The sequence below is a fragment of the Bradyrhizobium sp. STM 3561 genome (assembly GCF_045571455.1).
In the GTDB taxonomy this organism is placed as follows: domain Bacteria; phylum Pseudomonadota; class Alphaproteobacteria; order Rhizobiales; family Xanthobacteraceae; genus Bradyrhizobium; species Bradyrhizobium vignae.
Genome location: NZ_CP120695.1, coordinates 279,349 through 303,363, shown reverse-complemented (window position 1 = coordinate 303,363; position 24,015 = coordinate 279,349). Strand labels below are relative to the sequence as shown.

The window sequence follows — 24,015 nt, the reverse complement described above, 5'->3', positions numbered from 1 at the left end:
TGTGGCTCTGGCCCTAGTGGCCCCAAGGAGCAAAGCGTCCGCATGATGACCCCCAGCGACCGCGGGGTCATTGTCGACAAGATCCAGATTCAGCAGGTCGCGCTAAACCTGATACGCAATGGAATCGAGGTCATGGCTTCCTGCCCGCGCCGCGAAGTTGCCAAGGTCGACACGTATACCGTTGCCGATAACGGCCCGGGATCAAGCGCTGATATCCGCCGACCGACTGTTCCAGCCCTTTGTCACGAACAAACGCCATGGCATGGGTGTGAGGCTATCAATCTGCCGGACGATCATTGCGTCATATAGCAGCCATATCGTCGCGGAAGCGACTCCGAGTGGCAATCCTTAACTCGGCATCTGCGGAGCGTAGCGAAAGAGACATGATTGGGCGGCGCATTCTTGTGATCGACGATGACGCCGCAATGCGGGACTCGCTCGCGTTTCTTCTTGATGTTAACGGTTTCTACGTAGCAACCTATGAGACAGCGACCGCGTTTCTTAATGACCACGCGGGCGGTCCAGTCGATTGCATCGTGTCAGACATCCGTATGCCGGGTATGAGCGGTCTCGAACTGGTCAGCAAAGTGAAGGCCAATCGCGTAGACTGCCCGGTCATCTTGATAACTGGTCATGCCGACGTATCGCTTGCAGTCGAAGCGATGAAAACGGGCGCGGTCGACTTCATCGAGAAACCGTTCGAAGAGGAGGTGCTATTGCGTGCGATCAATAGTGCCTTGAAAGCGCGGCCAACGAAACTCGCCGATGACGCAGCGAAACTGCAGGCGGAGGCCCGCCTCGCGGACCTCTCCTCCCGCGAACGTGACGTCCTGCAGGGACTATTAGCCGGCAAGATCAACAAGGTGATCGCCCATGATCTCGGCATCAGCCCCCGGACAGTCGAGGTTTACCGTGCAAACCTCATGGCCAAGGCCAATGTTCGCAGCATGTCCGAGTTGATGCGGATCGCCATTACCGCGGGACTCTAACAGCGGCGCAGATGGTGCGACGATTCATGCATTCAAGCTGCGCAGTCCAGACGACGAGGAGGGTTTTCAGGTGCACGGTAACGAGCCGATCATGTTTTCGGTGGTGGCTATTGATGCAACCCAAGCTGCTGGTTCCTTGGAATCCCGACGGCACCTGAAGCAGATCAATTGCGTCACCGAAATTTGTGCTCCGATAACAGAAGGTCTGTCAGCCCGGAGAACGGCATAGTTCGGCAATATATTGTCCATCCTCCAACGGAGCTCCCAGTGCGGGCTGCCGTGAACGGTTCGATTTCCTTCGCATTGGAAACGGGTGAGCATGTTGACGCTGTGGCAATCGGTCACGAGAGGACCATCCTTCCGTCATTGCGCTTGGCTGGGCGACAGTCACCTCGGTCTTCGAAATCAAACGATCGCGTGCGTTGGAGGCGCATAATCATCAAGCGCGGCGACGACGTCGGCCGCCGTATATCGATCCGAGTTTGAGCAACCAAGGGACCCCGCCGGCCGCATTTCAATACCCCCTCCTCATCGGACTTACGTGTAAATACTTAAGGGCTTCTACCTAGGGAAAACATCCAAATTTCCCAGTTCGTCAGGAACAGACAATCTGCGTCCCATCGACGTTCGCAAGATAGGGTCCGCCATGCACGCCTAGGCCGCCAGTTTTCCCGAGAGCAGCCGCCATCGACCAGCGTCTTGTGTGGGCAACCTCAACACTTCGGCTAAGCTGCTTTACGCCAGCTCAAATTTGAGCGCGCTACTTTTTCGCGTCGAACGGCGCGACAAACGCGGCGCAGCGAAGGGCCCCGATTCGGTGCTTAAGCGATCTTCCGAGCCGCAAAAACGCCGCCAGCCAACATTGTGCCTCCAGGAGCACCGCAATGATCATCGATCTTTTGCTTCGAGAGCATCGCAACATTGATCTGCTTCTGGTCGCTCTTGAACGCGAAGTGGAGATTTTTGAGAAAGGGATCCGTCCTGATTATGAAGTCATTCGCGCGATTATCGGCTATTTCGAGGTTTATCCTGAGGTGTACCATCATCCACAGGAAGATTTGATTTATTCCAAACTAAAGGCTCGCGATCCGGATGCAGCTGCAATCATCGGCGATCTCGCGCTCGAACACCAGGAAGTCATCGACCGTTTGCACCACTTCGCGCGGGCTATTGACGCCATCCTCGCGGATCGTGAACTTTTTCGGCAGGACGTCGGCAATATCATACGGGACTTTATAGTACGCGAGCGGCACCACATGATGTGGGAAGAACGAGATTTCTTTCCGACAGCTCTGAAGGCGCTCTCAGCTCAGGATTGGACCGAAATCGCTTCCGGCCTCACCGATCATGGAGATCCGCTGTTCAGCGAGACAGCGGCAGCGACTTCCGATGCGCTAAGAGCGCATGTTCTGCAATTGGAGCAAGAAGCCGAGGCCGAACGGAGCTCGGTCGCGTTTGCATCCGACAAGGCCGCCCCCCCGTGACACGGCGCCGAGACGAACGGGCTGTATTGATCGCTGCCGTTTCACAGCCGGACAGGGGGCCTCATGTTCACCCCGTCGAAATGAAAATGGGGGGCTCGCGCGCGCGTAGGCTGCCCTACCGCCAAAATGGCTTCTGCGCAATATAATCGCTTGCTCGACCACCGGTGCAAACGGCGCATCCGAGCCTTCCTGAGCTCTCGTGACGGTTCATGCATTGGCTACGCTTGCGAGATCCTTAAAGCCGGGCTTCTCCTATCATCGCGCGATCGAACATAAGGTTTCCAGGCAGGAAAGCGCGCCGAGTTTGCGGGTGGTGCCCTGCGGTGGCCGCCGGGGATCACCGTCGCTCGCTGATGTCGTAGTCGTTCCCGACGTGCTCATGAGCGACAAACTTTGGTGTAGATTCATAAACCTCGGACTATATCGTGGCATACCACGGCATAATCGAGCTAGGCTGAGCTTCTGTTTCAACTCGGCTCCGATGCGTCAGCGTCGCTCCTTCTCCAGACTTTCGCCCGGCCCGCCTAAGCGGGACCGGGCATTTTTTCTGTTCCCAAGGCTACCTCGATTACCGAGCGCGCAAATGACCACAAGCGGATTCGCCTCGTCGAGAAGAGACCCAAGCCTGGATCAACGGCCTGGCGGATCGAATGATGCGTGTCAATCGGCTTGCAAATTTGACCCCTCATCGGCGTCCAATTTTGACCCCTTCGGGCGGCGGGGTTTGGCGGTAGCGCGCGCGAGCTGCATTTCATCAATGTCGTCTCATCAAAAATAACGACGCCAGATTTCTTCGATCATTGATCAATTCGCAATTGGGCATTTGCGGTGAACGTCTTTCCGCAAATAACCGCCGGCAGTTCTCCCTCTGTCGGTGGCTGACTTTGGCCCGGCCATCGAGAAGAGGCCGGGCTTTTTTTTCGAGCAATGACTGGCAGCTTCAAGTGTTCTGGCCCGCCGTGTCTCATGATTTGCGAAGGGGGCGGGAGCCAGAGGCAAACGGAAGCGATCGATTGACAGTCACTCGCTGAAATCGATCGATCCCGTCCTAGCGCCCGACCTGCCCTGGCTGCTCGCCTCATGGGCTATGGCGCATCGATCCCTATCACCGGGCCACCCGCATCGCCGCAACTCTGCTCGGAGCACCTGATGCACGGCATGAGTCATAGAGAGAACCGTACGCGCCATCCTAACGCTCTCTATCTGCTCGACGACTTTGTGGATCCGTGCTCGTGATGATGTCTGTCCAGGATCGAGAACGCGTGCCCAGACGCAGCGCACATCCTGGCCGAGATCGAGCGCTCGGTCGGCCGCGTCATCAGTCCCGGCAAGCTCTCGCGCTCGGGTTCTCCCTTGCTGCTACGCTGTGGGGCTTTGGGTCCTGCAGGTGGATGACAGCCGGGCATATGCATGCTTTCTCATCAGGAAGGACGTGATCAGCTAACAGAAACATTCTGCGCGAGATGCGCAGAACTCTGCATCGACATTTGAATGGCCTCCGCGCACGCGACCGACTAATGTCGATCCATATCTCGCCTAGGGTCTGTACTCAATAGGGATTCCCGCTGAGGCGGAGTTGTGATTCAAGACCTCCGAGTCGAAAGGGGGGCTTGATGGCGCAAAAGCTATATTGGCTGAGTGAGGCGGAGTGGAAGCGGATTGAACCGCTGTTGCCACGTGGGCGGCGCGGCGCCCATCGCGTGGATGACCGACGCGTGATCAGCGGGATCCTCCACATGCTGCGATCGGGCGCACGCTGGCGAGACTGCCCGGCAGATTACGGCCCCTACACGACCATCTATAACCGCTTCAATCGCTGGAGCCGCCAAGGCGTGTGGGGCAATATTTTCTACGCCTTGACTGGCTCAACCGGCCGGGTCGGGACAATGTCCATCGACGCGACCCACATCAAAGCCCACCGCTCGGCGGCGGGCGCAAAAGGGGGGACTTCCAGCAGGCGGTCGGCCGCTCGCGAGGCGGACGCACCACCAAAATCCACGCGCTGACCGAGGATTATGGACGTCCGATCGCCTTCGTGATCACGCCTGGCAACTGCCATGACCTCACGGCGGTGCGCGATCTGCTGCCTGCCGTCTCACCTGCTCGACGATTGCTTGCTGACAGGGCCTATGACGCCAATAGCCTGCGCGAGTGGTTGGCCGAGCGCGGAACAAAGGCAGTAATTCCGCCCAACCCAACTCGCAAGCATCCGCACCGGTACGACGTGAAGGCCTACAAAGGACGCAATCTCATCGAACGCATGTTTTGCCGCCTCAAGGACTTCAGGCGGATTGCGACCCGCTACGACAAGCGAGCCGACAACTTCCTCTCGGCCATCCTCTTGGTCGCCGCCGTTACTTGGTGGATCAATTGAGTCCGGACCCTAGTGCGCCTAACTGCTACTGTGATCCTGTCGCCGCTGCCGGTCGTCACGAACGCTGCGCCAATTCAAAAGCGGCCCAAGCCGGTCTGGCAAGGTTACGGCTTCCTGCCCGGCTATCGCCAGCCGCTGAGTAACAGCATTCAGCTCTACAAGCACAAACACGCAATACCACGGCTCTCGCGCGCCGACCAGCGCCACTGATATATTGACCCCGTTCCTCAGTACTACACTGGGGTGGCGAGTGGCACTATTTCGGCCCCCCGGCTTCCGCGGCGGACGCTCCAATGGCGGCAGTTTCGGGCCATGTTGGACGCGGACGCCGATCGGACCGATCTGGAATTGCGGGTGACCGGGCGGCGCGCCTAGGAGACACCTCGGGCATTGCGCCGGGATTACGTTGAGGCGTTTACTGACGTCCTCGCCTATCTTCGTCATCGCGCCGCAGCTGCACTGGCGAAGTGAGCGCGCAGATCGGTGATCAGCTCGACCTGCGCCACATCAGCAGGCAAGTAACTCGGGTTGCGATGACGATCTTGATCCGATCCGGCACGACATCGGCCGCCGATGATGCGGCCGCCTTCTCCAGCGTCGCGCCGGGACGGCTTGTGGCACAATCGGCTGCTGCGGTTATGCTGGACGCCTCACGGCCATCTTCATTTAGAATGAACAGATGCTTCAGCTCGCTTTCTCGTTGAGACAAGAACGTCTACAACTGATGCAATTGCTTTGCAATTTGCTCGAAGCAGTGCACCTACTTCCTAGAAGTCCAGACCATGCAGCAGCCGCTCAGACAATTCAGCGCTTTGAGCACCGGCTGGCGGTGTTGATTCAAGGGTCTGAAACGGCACGGCTTGCTGACCGCGACGTCGTCGGCTCGCTCTGGATAAGTGACGTCAGAGACTCACCACCCGAACGCCGACGTGATGCGCGGATCAGCAATGGCGGTCGGAAACCGGGGTGCCCGTTCGGCTGCTCATATCCCCTCACCTAATCATCACCAGTTTTGCAGCTTTTGGATGACACAGACCGCGCAGGTCATGTCTTGCAGCGATGAATGAGGCGCTCGATCCGCGCAGCCACTAGAATCGCGTATTTTTGAGCAATACATCACCCTCCACTGTGCGTGGATAGTGGGCCGCCACTTCGAATGATGGCAACAGGTCAAGAATGGCTTGCAGGGACAACTGCCCTTCGTAGAGCTCGCGGTCGCTATATTCCGTGTAGACGAAGCGCGTGTTACTTAAGGTCTGCCTGCCGCCGGCAATAACATCGGCTTCGGCTCCCTGAACATCCATCCAGATGAAATCGACCGTGTTCAGCTCCGCTTCGCTGCACCAGTCATCCAGCCGCCGCGTTTCAACCGAGACGGGGCGATCGAACCGAACCCACTCATACTCGGTAAGATGATTCTTCGGACGGCGTATTGAGCCGGAGAGGTCCCATTCCTTCGCATCACCATCTGCATTGCTTGGATGAAAGTCGATCATCCCGTTTCGATCACTGATGGCAATTTCAAACAGCTTCACCTTATTGAGAGATGAGCCCAGCTTCTTCTTGAAGCGCGCGATCGCTCTGGGGTCCGGCTCAAAGCAGTAGAGCTGAGCATGCGGGCAGAGATTGAGAAATTGTTGCGTATCGGTCCCGTCATTGCAGCCGATATCTAGGATGACCGGATTCGGCTTCTGAAGAAGTGAGACGATGTGCTGGTGTACTTCTACAGGAGACACAGGTGCTTTTTCCATTTGGCCCGGAGATCGCGTGAGTTTCGAACTTCGAAGCCGAAATCACACGCCAGACGCACTGGCACAACGTATATCAACGTATATCGTTCATATGCCGCTGAGTCCCCTTGATCCATGGCGGCTATTTGGATGCCGTCAATATCAAAAGGGACACCGCTCGGACAGACAGGTGCAGCGACTGCCCCGCAACACAAATTCCAACCCAGCGTCGGCAGAGGCGCCTCTGTCAGCCAAATCGTTCGCCGGCGGCTCCTTTTTTTTCGGGACGGGCGAACGATCGGCTTCACTCGAATCTCGTCTTACAGCTATTCTCAGCGGAGCGTCCCCGGGCAGAGTGATCTCTCGTCCGCAGCAATAGCCAATCAGCTCGATCACAGCTGGGCGAAATGTGTTCTGCCGACCAACGGTCGCCATCTAAGATTCGCTGACGCAATTTGCGGTTTTCGAGATAGTTGGCATATTTTTGTGACTACGTCAGACCGATTGAGCACTGCTCATCGATGGGCTTTGTGCACCGCACGGTTCGCCGGCGTCAGCCGCTAGATGCTGGCGTCAGACGACGCAATCATATGCTGCACCCTGCCGTCGTAGTTGAAATCGCAGCGCTTAGATCGATGCAACGGCCCCCGTGCAATGTCGAGGACGCTGGGCTCAATCCGGGTGCTTCGACGAGGCGCAATGTCATTTTTAGCGCAGCTTGGCGGGCTGCGTACCTGAGGACGTTTGCTTCCGGACAAAGACACGCGAGACCCAGCTACGATTCAGCAGAACTGGGCGTCTCTCGGTGAGCTCGTTTTGGCCTGACTCTTGCTATGATTAGGCTTGTCACAATGTGACTATCTCAAACTTGAGCTCAGGAGTTCTGCATGAAATTCCGTCCGCTTCACGACCGCGTCGGCAAGCGCATCGACGCCAACGAGAAGACCGCTTGCGGCGTTATCATTCCCGACACAGCCAAGCAAAAGCTGCAGGCATGGATCGTTCAGCTCATTTTTGGCTTGACCCTTGCTACAACTTGGCTTGTCACAATGTGACTATCTCTAATTCGTCAAACGCTCAGGAGCCTTGCATGAATTTCCGTCCGCTTCACGACCGCGTCGTAGTCAAGCGCATCGACGCCGATGAGAAAACCGCTGGTGGCATTATCATTCCCGACACAGCCAGGGAAAAGCCCTCCCAGGGCGAAGTCGTCGCTGTCGGCCCCGGCGGCCGCGACGAAGCCGGCAAGCTGATCCCGATCGACGTCGAGGTCGGCGACCGCGTGCTGTTCGGCAAATGGTCGGGCACCGAAGTCAAGATCGACGGCCATGAGCTGTTGATCATGAAGGAGAGCGACATCATGGGGGTTCTCACCGACGTGTTTTCCAAGAAGAAAGCCGCCTAATCCAGCGCTCGCACAGCTCCCCCTGACGAGCGCCCGCTTGGGCGCGCCGAAGGATGAGAGAATAAGAACTGAGGGAATTGTTTATGACAGCCAAGGAAGTCAAGTTCGGAGTAGACGCACGGGACCGCATGCTGCGCGGCGTCGACATCCTCGCCAATGCCGTGCAGGTCACGCTCGGTCCCAAGGGTCGGAACGTCGTGCTCGACAAGTCGTTCGGCGCGCCTCGCATCACCAAGGACGGCGTTGCCGTCGCCAAGGACATCGAACTCGAAGACAAGTTCGAGAACATGGGCGCCCAGATGGTGCGCGAAGTAGCTTCGAAGGCGGCGGATGCTGCCGGCGACGGCACCACCACCGCGACGGTCCTGGCCGCCGCGATTGTCCGCGAAGGCGCTAAGTCGGTTGCCGCCGGTATGAATCCGATGGACCTCAAACGCGGTATCGACCTCGCGGTCGAGGCCGTCGTGGCCGACCTCGAGAAGAACTCGAAGAAGGTCACATCGAACGACGAGATCGCCCAGGTCGGCACCATCTCGGCCAACGGCGATGTCGAGATCGGCAAGTTCCTCGCAGACGCCGTGAAGAAGGTCGGCAACGAGGGTGTCATCACCGTCGAGGAAGCCAAGTCGCTCGAGACCGAGCTCGACGTCGTCGAGGGCATGCAGTTCGACCGTGGCTACATCTCGCCCTACTTCGTCACCAACGCCGACAAGATGCGCGTCGAGATGGACGACGCCTACATCCTCATCAACGAGAAGAAGCTCTCCTCGCTGAACGAGCTGCTGCCGCTGCTCGAGGCCGTGGTGCAGAGTGGCAAGCCGCTCGTCATCGTCGCCGAGGACGTCGAAGGAGAAGCGCTCGCGACCCTGGTCGTAAACCGCCTGCGCGGCGGCCTGAAGGTTGCGGCCGTCAAGGCTCCGGGCTTCGGCGATCGCCGCAAGGCCATGCTGCAGGACATCGCGATCCTGACCGGCGGCCAGGCGATCTCGGAAGACCTCGGCATCAAGCTCGAGAACGTCACGCTCAACATGCTCGGTCGCGCCAAGAAGGTGATGATCGACAAGGAGAACACCACGATCGTCAACGGCGCCGGCAAGAAGGCCGACATCGAGGCGCGCGTGGCCCAGATCAAGGCGCAGATCGAGGAGACCACCTCGGACTACGACCGTGAGAAGCTCCAGGAGCGTCTCGCCAAGCTCGCTGGCGGCGTCGCGGTGATCCGCGTCGGCGGCGCGACCGAGGTCGAGGTGAAGGAGCGCAAGGATCGCGTTGATGACGCGATGCATGCGACCCGCGCGGCGGTCGAGGAAGGCATCGTCCCGGGCGGCGGCGTCGCCCTGCTGCGTGCCTCCGAGCAGCTCAAGGGCCTGCGCACCAAGAACGACGACCAGAAGACCGGCGTCGAGATCGTGCGCAAGGCGCTGTCCTGGCCGGCTCGCCAGATCGCGATCAACGCCGGTGAAGACGGTTCGATCGTGGTCGGCAAAGTCCTGGACAACGAGCAGTACTCTTATGGCTTCGATGCGCAGACAGGCGAGTATACCAACCTTGTCTCCAAGGGCATCATTGACCCGACCAAGGTGGTGCGGATCGCGGTTCAGAACGCCTCCTCGGTGGCGGCGCTGCTGATCACCACGGAAGCCATGGTTGCCGAGCTGCCGAAGAAGGCCGCGGCTGGTCCGGCATTGCCTCCAGGCGCCGGCATGGGCGGTATGGACTTCTGATCCACTCTGCCAACGTGTCAATGATGACATGCAAAACCCTGGCAGGAATGCCAGGGCTTTGTTTTGCGCGAGCTTGCAACCTAGCCCTTGCAAGCCGCGCCAAAGGTCCAGCCCTCGGCCTATCCGCATGAACGGCGGTAGGGCCTAGACGACCAAGGTAAGACGGTCCAGCACTGCGATGGAAGTGTGCCTGTCGCGTTTGTCTGTCACGAAGCTGCCTCTACCAAGCGCTTGAACGCTTCGTCTGCCGTCTCCGGCGGCGACCGAAAGGCTCCGACGCACCGATCGGTGGGAGCCAGCCCAGCGATCGGACAAGGTTTCAGTTCAAATTCGAGAGCGTTTCTTCCGTGCCCAACATCACCGGTCGAACTCCCCCCGGGTGCCCGTCGCGAGAGATCAAGATCGGCCGTCAACACAATGCGAGCGATCCGCTTGCAGATGTGAGCGCAAGAACATTCGCCCGCGCAGCGGCCGCAATAAATCCAAGTCCCGGAGAACGTGCTCATACTGATCTGGCATCCACACTATACCAATGTGTAGCCGAGCTAGCCACGGGGATGAATTGGCACGAAGCGCTACCGGGTTCATTGTGGGCCTTATGGCCATGTATACTCAGGTTTACGCCCAATTCACGGAGGCGCAGGAACGCACAGCCGAAGGCCGTGCAGCTGCACTACACTCCAGTTTGATCGCTGACCTCAGTCAGCTGAATTTCGCAGACGCGGATGACCGTCGAGCATTCCCTCCGACCCTACATAGCATATTGGCAAGGCATGGACTGTTCGGGCTCACCACGCCAGGAGAGCACGGCGGATTAGCTCTTCCCTTGCAGGAGGCTATCAACCTGATCTCCGCTACTGCATCGTTTGATGTCTCCGCTGCCTCTACCCTCGTCATCCATAACTTCCTCGCCTTGCCCTGCATCCAAGCGGCACCGCACATTCCCGAACAAAAGCAAATCATTTGGGGTGCAACACGCGGCGATCTCTGCGCTTTTGCTTTGACCGAGCCTGGAGCCGGTTCGGCCCCGAGGCATATAGAGGCTTCGGCTCTCATGCGCGAAGATACAGTTCGTATCTCTGGTCGCAAGATCTGGATCGGTCTCGCTGACTGGGCTCGCTGGATCGTTTGCTTTGCGCGCGCGTCTGGAGCCGATGCGAAAGGTCGGCTCGTTGGTGTACTCGTTGACAGGCAAGCTCCAGGCCTCAAGGTCACGCACGAGCATCGCACACTCGGTCTACGTGGCATCATTCAGAATACCCTGGAGTTCCAAGATGTCGAGGTGCCGCGTTCTTACGTGCTCTCTCGCGATCAAGACGGCTGGGGCGCAGCGGCATCTAGTATGAACCGAGGCCGTGTCGGTGTGGCTGCTATGGGTCTTGGAGCCCTTGAGCGCGCTATCCAGGTCGCAGCCTCTTATGCAAGCCATCGTCGGCTCGGTAAATTGCGTATGATCGAGAACAGCTACATCGAGCAGTTATTTGGGCAGATGGTGCTGCGGCGGGAAGTCGTGAAGGCGATGCTGGCCGCATCCTGCCGACTTGTGTCGGCGCAGGGCGCGCCAAACGTCCACCTTGCGTCGGCAACGAAGGTTTTATCCTCGGAGTGGTGCGGCCTTGTCGCTGATCAATGCGTCCAGCTGTTAGGTGGCCGTGGTTACGATGAGGGAGCGCCTTTAGCCAAAATCTATCGAGACGCTCGCATCCTTCGCATCTTCGAAGGTCCGACTGAGGCGCTCCTATCACATCTCGGCCGGTGCCTACTCTCTAAAGCCACCCGTGACGAAATAGCCGATCTCTTTCGGTCTGTTGGAGCGGCATCAGTTCATGCTGCAGCAATTGAGGAGCTCTCTGGGCTCAATGAGACAGACGGTGCCGTGCTGATCTATGCGGGTTGGCTCACCACATTGGGACTGGCACAAGCTGTCATGTCTGCTGGTTGCTTCTCTGCCACAGATTGCGCCCCAGCAGCGGCTGACCTGGTCAGTTCCGAGCTAGCAACTCTCCGTGCTCGCGCGCCGGCACGGCAATCTGTCGAAGTCCGGACTCGGGCTAGTCGGACTCTGACCACCTTCCTTGAAGACGCGGCTTGTTCTATTCGCTCACCTGTCCTCACAGACGATTATCTTAGACTGGTGCAGTACGTCTGAGATCTACCGGATGCCGGACGTCTTTCTAGCTAGTGGTCCCGCGCGCGACGATGCAATCGCACAAGGCTGAAGCATTCCTGCGCACTGCCACGTCTAAAGCCGGCAGGCTCTGCTATGAGGGCCTAACCTACTGAACCCATCAGCCATAGTCAGCCGTATGACGGTCTGGCTTAGGACCAAGACCATCGAGCCACTCGATAACCGCGCTTGAACTTGCGACACTTGCAGGTGGCCCAGCGAAAGGGCGGCGCACGCTCTCTCGCAGAGCCGATCCAGAGCATCCGCAAACCCACCTATTTTCCGGGTTTCCTGGAGCGCCTGCGCATGGCCGAGAAGGCGCTCACCGCTGCCGTCTCGATCCGCTCGGTCGACACTTGGTGCAGAGCAAACGGTCTCTCCGATTGCGCTGGAGCGGTCAGACACCTCCATGCGTTGTTCGAGATCGAACGCACCATCAATGGCTGGGACGCTGACGAGCGGCGCGCCGTGCGCCAGGAAAAGCAAGCCGCTTCTCGAGGACATGCACGCCTGGTTGTTGCGCCAACGCGAAACCCTCTCCCGCTCCTCCGAGGTCCCAAAGCCTGAATTGAATGCTCAGGCGCTGGGACGAGTTCGCCCGCTTCCTCGAGAATGGCAGGATCTGCTTGACCGACAACTGCGCTCAGCGCGCCTTGAGAGGCATTGCCTTAGGAAGGCGCAGCTTGACCTTCGCTGCTAGCCGGCGTGGCGCCGACCGTGCCGCCATTATGCTGACGATGATCACGACCGTCCGATCGCAGCGGTCGGCGACCTCCTTAGAGGGGGATCGCAACATTTGGGCTATGAGGGGATCGGTACAAGTTCACGACCTCTTTCAAGAGATCGGCTTATATCTATGCTTGACCATAGGACCGATGGGTGGGGTTCCAGATAATGTATCGACCCACACCAACCGCTTTCGTTTTGTGAACGCATCGGGTTCGTCAGCTTTCGGAAAGCTAACCCGTGTACAGTGACGTTGAAGTTAGCGGCCCGTGGTAGGGACAGCGCTTGCCCCGTGTATGCGTGGGGCCTTGAGCGCCGAGTCACGTTTCCGCTAACTTCAACCAGTGCGGGCGTGGCAGAAATAGCGTCTGTCCAACCTGACCAGCGCCGAGTCGCGCCCGCGCTGCTTCCGGTGTGAGACTGAGATCAGATCTAACCCACATAGCCTGATCACTGGGTCGGTTCCGTTTTCGACGTCACCAGAGCCAGACGGCAGCGGAAGCGCTGCGGCGAGGACAACGGCCGTACCGTTGCGGAGCTCGTGACGAGCGTTGACTCGGTCGTGAGCTGGTGCGGCGACACGCATCATCCTCGACAGCAGCTGTTTGGCGGCGAGGTCACTAGAGAAGTGGTCGGCGACGATTCCGAAGCAGACGAAAATACAGCTTGTGCCGGCTGTAGTGGATGCGTGATGCTCGCCCTTCGCCTTGAGCGAGCAAGGCCTCGAAACGCACACCAGGAGCTGAGCCAGCTTTCAGACAAGGTCTAACCGGCCAACGGACCTGCTTGAATGCACGCGCAGCCCCTTCAGGCTCTGACGCGCGAGGGCATGCGCTCATCAACCTGAGTGAACCGGCCCACCTCTCTTGATTATTCTCGTCTCGCTGCACTACTCTCAGAGAGCTTCTGTCGAGCGTACTCCTGCAACGAAGGCTGCGTTGAGCTCCGCTAGCAAGCACGTCGGGTGCACGTTCAGGGGGCCACAATCCGTGTTGCCTGCCGCGATTGCACTTTCGGACCCGATGCGGCTGTCCGGCATCGATCGCGAAAGGATCCGATCCGTGGGGCTCGACACGTCTGTTGCAACCTCCCAAACACTCACGTCATTCTTTGTGTGACGACAATCGATATATCATGTCCGTTCGGGCTCCTGTAACGCTCGGCGAGAATTTTGAGCAACTCACCCATCTGACCTGACTGAACTGTAAATTCTCCATAGTTTGGATCAAAGAGCGTCGTCATTCCATTCGATGTCGACGTTGCGATTGTGTGGGCACCACCTGCGCGGAAACGCAAGCTGACCAAATAGACCGATGGATCCTCGGTGATTTCATTCACGATCTGGTCAATGCGCGAAGATGTACCAAACCTATGTCGCGTCTGTTCGGCGGACGGCTCTAGGCCGGCTTCGCGTAACATCACGCTTTTTGCCTCAAGGTTGTGAGACTCTTCCGCTCTATCGCTTTGCAACAGAGTCTTGAGCTCTTCATATCGCTGCTGACGCATTGCCGCTGAGCTGTGATTTTGAGTCCCCGGGCGTAGCGCCCTCATCCGGGATGAAGGGCTGCTTGGAAGATTGAGGAGCCACTCCGCTGCCAATCCAACGCAGATTCCATCGACATTGGCCTCGGGCAATTCGGCCGTCCTGTATTCGAACAGAGGGTGCGTAGACCTCACTGGAGAGGATGGACTTGAGCTGGAGGACAGAGAGGATATGCTGGGATCCGAGGTGCTCGGACTATAAATGATTGCCTCCGAGGGATGTGGCTTGCTGCAGCAGAGCCCCATTTTGTCGGACAAATCCCCAGATGGCGCACTCTGCCGTTGAGCCAGATCCGTCATCGTTTGCGCAAATCCGCAACTGTCCGCCGACGGACTCTGTTCGTCAGCTTGATTTGGGCGTGTGGGTTGCCCACTAACTCGATTATACATGCCGGTTCGCCTGCTTCAGCGTACGTTTCTTCAGAGCGAGCGCGGGCTGCTTACGCCCCGCCTGCGGATGATATTCGCGGCAAGCTGACGACGAGCTGACAACCAGATAAGTGCCGAAGCTACCGCCCCCCGCGCCCACTTGGTGTCTCCACCGCCACTGCTCACGATCCTCGCTCCGGGTGCGGGGTGGTGGCCGACGAGCTCATGTCTGTCGCTCAGCGACGGCAGGCCGACCCTTTGCAATTCCGGACGCAGTACAGGGTCGTGGCGCCCCTGGAAAGCGCGTTCGTCAAACTGAATTCGACCGTCCCGTTGGCCTCGATCTCACATTACCGCGTTATGCCGCCGATCGGCACATACTTTTTCGCTCCAAAGAGTTGCGCAATTGGCGTCGTCGGAACGGCCAGTGACTGCGTTGTGTCCGGTCGCCGGCTCGATGGAATGTTGCTGCCGGACCCCATTCAGCGCGGCTCCGCAATCCTTACCCGGATCAGTGCACTGTTAGCTGCCCAATGTGACAGCAGAAAATTTCAGGCTCAGCCCGCCCGCACACGGCAAACACGCGATTGATCTTGACCTATACCGGCTTATGACGCCTCAGATCGGCGCGCCGACTCGGTGCTTCTGCAGCCGCTCGGCGTCACCTTCCGCTCGGATATTACCAACTCACCTCATCATGCTGTCGCGCTCATCCGCGCGAACAGCATTGCCGCGTCTGAGGGCCCTAGTCCAACAATGCCTACAAAGCTTGACGGCGGCGTCGGGATCTCCCGATGAGTGGGTCTCCAAAGGTGAAGACAATATCGGCTGTTATTCACGTACTGAGATTGTGGCGGATGCAGTTGCATGACGCACTCCTCCTCATCCCAGAACAGGTCTTTGACAAAGCACATCTCTTCCCAGTTCGGACAGCGTCGCGGCGTCGAGACGGCAACATGCTCCCAGCCGGGACGGACGAATCCACTTATCTTTAGTTCACACCCGCAAGGCCCCTGCACAAGGAATACGCCGCAAGGTCCCGATCCCGGAGCGGTACCGAATCGGCCGTGTTGCACGCGGCCGGCCTCCAGCTTCTCTATCATTTGCGCGCGCACGCCCGCTCCTTTGCCTCTCGGATGGCCTTGAGCTCGACGCGGACGACGTTGTCTCGCAACTGGTCAATCAGCTCGATCCTCGGCCCAGCGCTCCTAGACCACTCTTCAGTGCACCATCTGAGAAAGCCGCAGATGTCCATCATCACTCGTTCTCCTGTTATGCTCTTTTAACGCTTTCACTGCGGGCGACGAACGCTCTCAAGGGCCACTGATTGCTTGAGTATGAGCGGCAGCACGATGCGCGCGATGGCAACTCAGTCCGCCGATTGCACCTTCCCGCTCACAACGCAACTCTGTCCTCACGCTTCTCTCATGCGAAGCATCTTGCTCATCGATGCCAGCCAGTATTGGCCGCACATGGCCGAACAGCGCGCGCATCAGCAACAATAATGTCCGCCACCGCTCTCTCGCGCTTCATGCAAGCGTTAGCGCCCGTTCATGTTCGACGGCGACCTGCCTGAACACGAGAACTTGGCGGCTCTTGGCCGCCACCCCCTCTTCAATGAATTGGTCCTAATCATGGCGCGCCCCTGTAGTTGCGGTCGACATCCACATTCGATGACGATTCGCAAAACCAGTGCTGGCATCAGTTGGTGCTTCGAGGCCGTGTCAATGCTCGCTAAGACTGTCGCATTTGACTATCCGCGTTTTCTCCTCGAGTCCGAATACTGCCAATGCGCCATCTATATGAACTCGGCTTGAATTGTACGAGGTAAAGTCGAACAGGCCTGTAACAGAGCCGCGAGCGCCTGACATGAACCGTTCTTGAGTTGAAAACATGCAGCGCATTGCCTGCCATATCGACGTCTCTCGTAAGCTAACGGTCAGAAACAATGATTAGTCGATCTCATTTAGTGCGACGGTCGTCCGCTCTCCCTGTTTCACCACGATGGAAGTTCCTCACTCATTGTTCACGGTATGGCGCTCGCGAACGCGCTCACGCGTTTGCTGCTAACGCGGGTGTCGTCTTTCAGACATGGATGTCGCGAACCCGACCTCGGGCAGCGGCTCTGTGTCGCCAACGCTCGACAGACGCGCCTTTGCTTGATCACAGCGGTTCCGATACTTCTCCGTCTTGGCATGTAGATTGCTGCGGAGACGGAAAGCGGCCTTAAGTGTACCGACGATACACGAGCATCCCATCGGCCGGATGCTCGCCGCGCAACAGACAACGATTCTGATACTCTCCTTATGAAAGAGGCCTGCGAACTTATGAGTGGTACGAGGGATGCAAAGCCCGGCATTTTTCCGTGGACCAGCGCGACAGTTGATGAAATGACGCATTGGCGCACACCAAAGCACAGAACGATCAAGCATTACGGCGGCGATTATCGCTCCGGGCGGGCGCAAACGAGGTGGAATCTTTGGCCGCTGGCCGCACTCCTTATAAATGCGCTGCTTTGGGCAGCTATCTACTGGATCGTCGCAGCGTTCTTGTGAAGCAATCTGTCGGACGAAGCCACCGGGGGCTTTCGGACGTCTCCCGCATGCCGCAGCCGCACCTTATGCGCAGAATCGATCGGACGTGGCGAGCTCTTTCACAGACTCCGGTTCCAGCGAATACTTCGCGCGACTACCTGGAAATGCGCATCCACGGCGCAAAGGAACAATTGAGGCGTGACGCAGATATCTCGGGTGTAGGCGAAACTGATTGCCATTGCAGCCGGGACGAAGTGCCAAACACTGACCTCTAACAGCTCAACACGTCCCCGCGCGGACGTCATCCGCGATTCCGCGCTAAGCGCCAAGCATTGACCGGAACATATTTAGGGTTTCGCATTTTCGTGATATGAGAACTAGCTTTCGAGAAAGCTGACTGAATAGCTCGACCTGACGGGCGTTGAGCAGACCTGCTCCGCCTTCCCTTACGTGTCGCGATCAGGAGCGCGGCACAGGACCGTAGGGTGACGCACTGCGGTACCCCTCAGCCGCTGACTTGCTTGCTAAGCGACATTGGGGCGCCATTGGTCGAGTAGCGATCAACAGGCCGGGGCGTCAGCGACGCTTACAGCTCTTCCTCGGGCCACATATCGTCCTCGTTTTTGTGCATCTTCCACATCTGGGCACGCCGAGCTAGCTTGTCGTATTCCTCGGCAATTTTAAGCAGCCTGTCTTTGGCTCTTCCGTCATCGAGCGCTTCCGCCTTCTTTCGCGTTGCTTCCGCACGGCCTCGCCAGTGGTCGGGCTGGTAGAGTTTACTTTTCGGATTCATGCCGAGAGCATGCAATTCGCAGATCAAAGAAGTGCGACACCGTCGCTCCGTATAATCACGTAGCAGCGGCGCTCGCGGCCTCGGTTTCCGAAGCAGACGTTCGCCGCGCACAGCCGCTATTCTCGAGGGCCTCAGCGCGCGTTTGAGCCGAAGCTCGAACGAAGAATGCACATCCCGACATCCTCAGACGATCGGACGCACGAAGGGACTTGAATCGCACGTAGCGTTAGATTGTACGATCCTGGACACGTCCGACAATCCAGACCGTCCCGAACACGTCATGAGTACTACGAATGCTTCAAACATCGAGCCTCACCTGGCGCGCCTCACTCAGGACGATAAGATCCTACAGGAGCATCCTTGCCCGCGCTGCGTCGGAGCTATTCCTGTCGCGGCTGGACGAAGTCGCGCGTTTCGAGATCTGCACGGCAGGCGGTCCCCTGACCGTAGCCTCACCGGAACGGACGCGAGACGGAGGCTCGATCCCAGATCGCCCACCGAACGTCTTCACTTAACGCGGAACACCGGCGCAATTACACCAAGCATCGTCCTAGCGCGCGCCATCATGGTTCCCTCCAAACGACGAGTGCATCATCAACAGTCGCTTGAGTGCACCTGCGCTTCTGCCTGCTCTCTCCGCGCGATAGCTGGCGCAGGCCCTTCAACCCGGCGTCCCTCCTGCTACGGCGTCATTAGTTGGCTGGCGAGTAGGTTGCGCCAGAGCACCTAAGCACAAGTCACGCTCAAGCAATGCCTCGCGCCATTAGGGCATGCACTGCATCAACGGAAGATCCAGGATGATCACTTGCAGGACCAGCTCAGCCGCTAGTGCCTCCACTCTTAATGGTGCTCTGCCGCTACGGCAGATATCGTTTCTGTCGTTCCGCACAAATGACCTGCACCGTACGGACCAGAAAGGCGAAAGAACGAGCTTGCCGGCATGTCCTTAAGCAGTTCCGGCCTGTTTCCCGATTGACAGGTCATGTTGCGCTTCGCGCAGGAAGAACAATAACGCAGCCACACGGGCCTTGAAGGTAAATCATGACTCAAGATCAAACAACTCAGTTCACTTCGCGCCTCACACTCCACTGCGCCATTGCCCTTGTCGTGGCAATGACAGTGGCAATCCCAAAGCCGGTCAAAGCGGGCGATCAAACACCGACCGCAGAAGAAAAAGAGGCTTGCATGGATGACGTGTTCCGCCTTTGTAGCAGCCACATACCAGATCGCTCCGCTATCACTGCCTGCCTGAGATCCAAGCAAGCGAGCCTCAGTCAGCAATGTCGCTACGTGATCTCCGCGCGAGACACTGGCCATAAAAGCAGCAACTCGAGGTGAAGATGTGGCGGCCAGAAATGGAGAGCTTGACCCTCACGTAGCGTCAGGTTGTAGCCTCGCCAAGCTGTGCCCACACTCAACCGACTGCCGCCTCAAGCGTCGATTGGGCCGTGCCGCGTGGGGCAGGCGACTGCATCAAGGCAATCGGTGCCTGGGTCTCTTGAACAATGTCTCGCTGTACGGAAGAGCTCGAGGTTTGGACAAGGAAGCGTGTAAAGTTCGATGGAAGTGCTTAGATCGATCATCGGCAAAGTTGCCACGGGCGCCACTCTGACGCGTGAGGAAAGCGCGTCAGCCTTGGACAGCATAATGTCGGGTGACGCAACTCCCTCGCAAATCGGTGCTCTGTTGATGGGGATGCGCGTCCGGGGCGAGACCGTCGAAGAAGTCACCGGCGCCGCCTGGGCGATGCGGAATAGAGCGCCGCGGGTCGAGGCGGCATGCGACCCCGTCGGTCTGGCTGGCACGAGCGAGACCCTTATGTATTCGGCCAACGTGTCGACATGTGCTTCCTTCATCGTCGCCGGGGCCGGCATTCCTGTGACCAAGCATGCCAACCGCGCCGCGTTTTCGGGTTCAAGCGCCGCAGACCTGCTGGCGCGCCTCGGTGTGAAGGTCGATCTCAAGCCTCAGGCCATCGCACGTTGCTTGAAGGAAGCCGGTATCGGCTTCATGTTTGCCTCCGTGCATTATCCGGCGATGCAGCGCATCGGGCAGATCCGGAGCGCGGTTGGAACCCATACGATCTTTAATCTGGCCGAGGCTCTGTGCAACCCGGCGGGGCTCAAGCGGCAGATCGTTGGGGTATTCTCTCCTGAATGGGTGCAGCCTCTGGCGTACGTCTTGAAGAACCTTGGCGCCGAGTCGGTATGGGTTGTTCATGGCTCGGACGGGCTCGAGGAAATAACCCTCACCGGCCCAACGTCTGTAGCTGCGCTCGAGGCGGGTATAGTCCGCACCTTCGAAGTGACGCCCGAAGAAGCCGGGCTCGCCCGCTGCCGCAACGACGCGCTGGAGAGCAGGGATGCGGAGGCTAGTGCCGTCGCGCTGCAAAATGTGCTTGATGGCATACCAGGTCGATTTCGCGACGCCGCTCTTTTGAACGCTGCGGCGGCGTTGGTCGTGGCCGGGCGGGCCTCGACACTGCAGGAAGGCGTAGCACTTGGGCAAGAATCACTTGATCGCGGCGCCGCAGCCAGTCGACTGAAGCGCCTGATCGCGGTTTCGAACGCCTGACAGCCGAGCGGGCCGATGTTCCATTGCGATCAAGTCTGCGGATCACGGGTGCGAAAATATTGCGGCCTCGAATGCGCACCAGCTCTGCGGATTTCAAGGAGCGTGCGCCGCCTATGCTCGCCCGCACGAAAGCAATTTGCGCTGAGCACGCGGCCCGAGAGCCCACTTTTTGTCGACGAAATCCTGTTCACCCCGGGCCGCCGAGGTGAGGACCCGCCATCAAGCGCGCCGCGCGCCAAAGGAGAGAATCGATGATGTCCTCGCAGAGGATTGAAACACTCGGGTCTATCGCAGTGATGGAACACATCATTCGGAAGTTTCGGGAGTTGATCGACACAGATAGCTCGATCCCGCCGGAGCTGCGCGGTGCGCTGCACGCCACACTCGATGAGCATCTTCTCGATGCAAAAAGACGTATTCTCCTAAAAGTGCATTAGGTGCACCGATGCCGTCTACATCCCGAGACAATCTGGCAGGCGCGCGCCGTACCGCGATCGGCATCATCCCATCCGCACGGGTCCAGCGAGACTCCAGCCTCGCCTAGTCGGATCGCGACCGCGGCTGCATGTGCACTGGCGCGTCGCCGGGTTGCTCAGGGCGCTTCCTGTTTGATGAGAGCCCAGTGAAAACAGTGGCGGCGGCAGTTCTCAGTGCTACCGCCGCGATTGCCGATCCGACTCAAACAATTGCCTGGGCTGCGACTGGTTTCAAGGATTAGAGCTCGTATTGAACGGTCTCATGAGCTCCAGCGATTTCGGCGCTTTGTTTGTCTATGCTAGCGCCGATGTGCGGCCTGTCGAAAACTACCAGCTTTGGTAGATCAGTTGTGATCGACAGGCGAGTAGCATCGTTCCGGCAGCAGGACGGAATCAACGGCACGCCTTGAGTCACAACCGTTAGAGCCTCTCTAGACCTTCTGGCTCGATTCCGATGTGAGTAAATGGTCATGTCATGATCTTGCGGAAGCGATGATAATCGAATGCCAAGGCGTCAGACAACTATGTTCAGCAGCGCGTTCGAGATCGCCCCGATCCTTGAGAGCATTCGCACCTGGGTCGTGATCGAATCTCCGACGGAGCGGCCAGATCAGATCAACAAATTGGCCAGGGTCGTCGCAGCAGGGTATCGCGACCTACCGGCCAACGTCGAGCGCGTTGCGGGGCATGACGGCTGCGGCAATCATTTGATCACCCGCTCCTCTTGGGGGCAGGCCCGTCCCGGGCATTTTGGTGTTGAGCCATCTCGAGACGGTTCATCCGATGCGATCCATCGAACGGCTACCATCAGCGACCCTGATCTCAAAAGCAGACGAACTTTCTTGACGCAATCGCAGCGCTGAATGCGTGGGACACCAGACCGGTCGGCGCCCCGGTTTGGAGCCCCAGTCCCGTTCATAACGTTGCATAAAAGGGCTTGAATCGGACGTAACGTTAAGTTGTACGTTCTTGAGGAGGGCACCTATCTCGATTCATCGGAAGATATCGCTTGGGATTATGGAGCAGCAAGTTGAAAGAGCCCGACGGGGTCAAGAAGGTCCTGTTAATCGATCATATTGAAGGCCAATGCCGTTGCATCATCGGCTTCAAAGATGGAGACGCCAGAGAGGCCTATATGTGCGGCGAGCCTGTATATCAAAGACGCGGCAAGAAACTCTCTTCATGGTGTGCCTACCACTACGGACAGATGCACACGGCCGCCGCCCAGCAGAACAGAGAGAGTGATCAATCGGCCGCGAGCCCTCAAGCAGTATCCATTGTTCGCAACCCATGAGAACCATCAAATGCCGCGTCATCCCAAGGCACAAGGGCAAAGCATGTGATCGGGGCCTCGCCAAGCAATTCTGGGCTGAGGCGAAAGCAACTCGCGGCAAGAATACTATGCGGGCCTGAGTCGCATGCATAACGAGCTTGATCTCTGCCGCCTGATCGACCGAACCGGTGTGCATGCTCCGACAAACCTGCGATCCATTTCGAAGGGCACTCTCAGCTTCGTCAGCCTCAACGGAAAGACTGAGCGGATCGCTCGCTCCTTCAATCAGCGCGGCGTTCAGAAGGGAGACCGGATCGCGATCCTCAGCATCAGCAGGCGGAATTATCCAGAGCTGCAATGGTCGATGAGAAAGCATCGACCTATCTTCTCTCGGAGCGGGACGGCGCCAAATCAAACTTCGCTTAGTGCTCACCAAGACGTACCAAGTTCACCATTATTGGCATCACGATCCCTGTCTGATCGCGCCCAAATGCCCGGAGGTCGCGCATGCCGCGGATCCTGATCATGAATGCCGGTACAGCTCAAATGTCCGGCGTCGATCTGACGCGAGCTCAACTCTCGCTCGCCGCCAATTCGGCATACCGTTCGGCGTGGTTTGCTCATGAAGGTGACCTGATAGTGTCCCCGGTAGACATCCCGGCGGATCTGCTCTCCTTCATTGGCGCGACGCTCGATTTCGACGCATCGAGTCTCTGTCTCCTTGTACCTGAAGGTGGCCGCCAATCACCGGTCCTTGATGATGGCACACTTCTGTCCAAGACTGTTGTTGAGCGCATCAACAGACATATTCGTCAGAAATCAACCTGGCGATTATATCCCTGTTACACTACCGAAGGTGTCGCACGCCTGGCGGCCATGTTGGGCATACCGCAGACCGGCGGCGACTTCGCTCTGCAGCGAGGGCCTGATCTGTTGAACCGCAAGAGCCACTTCCGTCAATTAGCGACAAGCGTCGCACTTCCGCTGCCCAATGGTTCCGTCACGGCAGACCCAAACGAACTATCCAGAGCTGTTACTTCCCTCAGAGCCGAGACTGGCAGCGTCATTGTAAAGCTGGACAATGGAGCCGGTGGAGTCGGAAACGTCATCCTGACCGGCAACGAAAGCGATCCACTACCGGGGGCAAGAGATACCCGGCGAATTCCGTGGCCCTCGTTTGATCCTGACGCGCTTTGGTCTGAGATGACAAACGCATCTTGTAAGACGCTGGTCGTGGAGTCGTACCACCTGGCCAAGTCATTGTTCTATCTCGAGTATGAAATTGAGAATGATGGTTCAATCGTCTTCACGAACAGTGGAAACATACGTCTGCGTAAAAGCGCCGATCGGTCCGAAAGAGCTCTGATCTGGACAGGACTTGAGATTCCAAGCGACCTGGGGAACGAGCAATGGTTGATCGCACAGGCGCATGCCTACCGATTCGTGGCGCTTGCGCGAAACCTGGGATATCGCGGAATGATCAACATTGACGCCATTTTCGCGGATGACGGACGGCTGCTGTTTAATGAAGCGAACGGCCGCTGGGGTGGCGGCTCGGTATTACACAGCATTGCGGTCCGGCTGCTGGGCTTCGACTATTCCGGTCGCAACGTTATTTTATCCGTAAGAAATGTTCGATCACGATCCCTCCAAACAGCGTGTGAGCGTTTCAGCCAGGACGGATTTCTGTTCGACCCCACACGCAAGGAGGGCGTGATCCCGCTTGCCTCCGACGCAGAGGTTGGCACGGTGGAGTGCCTTGTGATTGCGCGCAATAGGCCGGCGGCCCGCGACCTGGAGCAGCGGCTACGGCGAATGGTTTGATTGAGATCCCAGCGAATATATCTTCAACCGC

Annotated in this window: 16 protein-coding genes and 4 pseudogenes; 17 read left to right on the top strand and 3 right to left on the bottom strand. The window is 58.2% G+C overall.

Translation table 11 applies throughout. The features are described from left to right. The first annotated feature begins 42 nt into the window (after nucleotides 1-42). From P6U28_RS01245 to P6U28_RS01225, 5 genes and pseudogenes are all read left to right on the top strand, one after another. Nucleotides 43-309, top strand: coding sequence for a hypothetical protein (locus P6U28_RS01245; protein WP_244607772.1), 267 nt, complete (start codon nucleotides 43-45; stop codon nucleotides 307-309). Between the two features lie 74 nt (nucleotides 310-383). After that, nucleotides 384-989 (top strand): response regulator FixJ, encoded by a 606-nt coding sequence (fixJ, locus tag P6U28_RS01240; protein ID WP_122405158.1) that lies wholly within the window; start codon nucleotides 384-386, stop codon nucleotides 987-989. A gap of 884 nt (nucleotides 990-1,873) precedes the next feature. Beyond that, entirely contained in the window at nucleotides 1,874-2,473 is a 600-nt protein-coding gene (locus P6U28_RS01235; RefSeq protein ID WP_122405159.1) for a hemerythrin domain-containing protein, read from the top strand. A gap of 1,613 nt (nucleotides 2,474-4,086) precedes the next feature. Then, nucleotides 4,087-4,847, top strand: a protein-coding gene (locus P6U28_RS01230) for an IS5 family transposase (protein WP_407121542.1) whose coding sequence is annotated in 2 segments (ribosomal slippage) — nucleotides 4,087-4,413 and nucleotides 4,416-4,847 — 759 coding nt in all. Because the reading frame shifts where the segments join, the coding sequence is not laid out codon by codon here. A 12-nt stretch (nucleotides 4,848-4,859) separates the two neighbouring features. Next, a pseudogene (locus P6U28_RS01225) lies at nucleotides 4,860-5,205 on the top strand (hypothetical protein). Nucleotides 5,206-5,935: 730 nt separating this feature from the next. Here P6U28_RS01225 and P6U28_RS01220 read toward each other — a convergent pair. Beyond that, complete coding sequence (locus tag P6U28_RS01220) at nucleotides 5,936-6,583, bottom strand: FkbM family methyltransferase (protein WP_122406865.1); 648 nt, start codon at nucleotides 6,581-6,583, stop codon at nucleotides 5,936-5,938. Nucleotides 6,584-7,464: 881 nt separating this feature from the next. Here P6U28_RS01220 and P6U28_RS01215 point away from each other — a divergent pair. The 6 genes and pseudogenes from P6U28_RS01215 to P6U28_RS01190 form a co-directional block, all read left to right on the top strand. Then, entirely contained in the window at nucleotides 7,465-7,632 is a 168-nt protein-coding gene (locus P6U28_RS01215; protein WP_122405166.1) for a hypothetical protein, read from the top strand. Nucleotides 7,633-7,667: 35 nt separating this feature from the next. After that, the gene (locus P6U28_RS01210; protein ID WP_122405167.1) at nucleotides 7,668-7,982 is read left to right on the top strand and encodes a co-chaperone GroES; all 315 of its coding nucleotides are present in this window, start codon (nucleotides 7,668-7,670) and stop codon (nucleotides 7,980-7,982) included. Nucleotides 7,983-8,065: 83 nt separating this feature from the next. Next, a complete protein-coding gene (gene groL, locus P6U28_RS01205) occupies nucleotides 8,066-9,706 on the top strand; it encodes a chaperonin GroEL (protein ID WP_122405168.1) in 1,641 nt (546 codons plus the stop codon). Between the two features lie 604 nt (nucleotides 9,707-10,310). After that, nucleotides 10,311-11,855 (top strand): acyl-CoA dehydrogenase family protein, encoded by a 1,545-nt coding sequence (locus tag P6U28_RS01200; RefSeq protein WP_407121539.1) that lies wholly within the window; start codon nucleotides 10,311-10,313, stop codon nucleotides 11,853-11,855. 270 nt (nucleotides 11,856-12,125) lie between these two features. Then, nucleotides 12,126-12,248, top strand: a pseudogene (locus P6U28_RS01195) (IS256 family transposase); the annotation flags it as partial. Continuing rightward, a pseudogene (locus tag P6U28_RS01190) lies at nucleotides 12,247-12,628 on the top strand (transposase); the annotation flags it as partial. The pseudogenes P6U28_RS01195 and P6U28_RS01190, both read left to right, overlap by 2 nt. A gap of 1,069 nt (nucleotides 12,629-13,697) precedes the next feature. On the opposite strand, the gene P6U28_RS01185 reads toward P6U28_RS01190, so the two are convergent. After that, entirely contained in the window at nucleotides 13,698-14,387 is a 690-nt protein-coding gene (locus P6U28_RS01185) for a YopT-type cysteine protease domain-containing protein (RefSeq protein WP_407123181.1), read from the bottom strand. A gap of 2,429 nt (nucleotides 14,388-16,816) precedes the next feature. Between P6U28_RS01185 and P6U28_RS01180 the strand changes: the two genes are divergently transcribed. Next, nucleotides 16,817-17,065 carry a hypothetical protein gene (locus P6U28_RS01180; RefSeq protein ID WP_209294501.1) on the top strand — a complete coding sequence of 83 codons (249 nt, stop codon included), beginning with the start codon at nucleotides 16,817-16,819 and terminating at the stop codon, nucleotides 17,063-17,065. Nucleotides 17,066-17,630: 565 nt separating this feature from the next. On the opposite strand, the gene P6U28_RS01175 is transcribed toward P6U28_RS01180, so the two are convergent. Beyond that, on the bottom strand, nucleotides 17,631-17,837 hold the full coding sequence (locus tag P6U28_RS01175) for a hypothetical protein (protein ID WP_174221600.1): 207 nt from the start codon (nucleotides 17,835-17,837) through the stop codon (nucleotides 17,631-17,633). Between the two features lie 1,560 nt (nucleotides 17,838-19,397). Here P6U28_RS01175 and trpD point away from each other — a divergent pair. The 5 genes and pseudogenes from trpD to P6U28_RS01150 all read left to right on the top strand — a co-directional run bounded on the left by trpD (nucleotide 19,398) and on the right by P6U28_RS01150 (nucleotide 23,984). Continuing rightward, nucleotides 19,398-20,411: an anthranilate phosphoribosyltransferase gene (gene trpD, locus P6U28_RS01170; RefSeq protein WP_407121537.1), complete on the top strand. Its 1,014-nt coding sequence runs from the start codon at nucleotides 19,398-19,400 to the stop codon at nucleotides 20,409-20,411. 251 nt (nucleotides 20,412-20,662) lie between these two features. Beyond that, complete coding sequence (locus tag P6U28_RS01165; protein ID WP_122405176.1) at nucleotides 20,663-20,848, top strand: hypothetical protein; 186 nt, start codon at nucleotides 20,663-20,665, stop codon at nucleotides 20,846-20,848. Nucleotides 20,849-21,411: 563 nt separating this feature from the next. After that, nucleotides 21,412-21,694, top strand: a pseudogene (locus tag P6U28_RS01160) (M20 family peptidase); the annotation flags it as partial. Between the two features lie 223 nt (nucleotides 21,695-21,917). Then, complete coding sequence (locus tag P6U28_RS01155; protein ID WP_145987060.1) at nucleotides 21,918-22,181, top strand: hypothetical protein; 264 nt, start codon at nucleotides 21,918-21,920, stop codon at nucleotides 22,179-22,181. A gap of 486 nt (nucleotides 22,182-22,667) precedes the next feature. After that, entirely contained in the window at nucleotides 22,668-23,984 is a 1,317-nt protein-coding gene (locus tag P6U28_RS01150; RefSeq protein ID WP_407121534.1) for a peptide ligase PGM1-related protein, read from the top strand. Nucleotides 23,985-24,015: the final 31 nt, after the last annotated feature.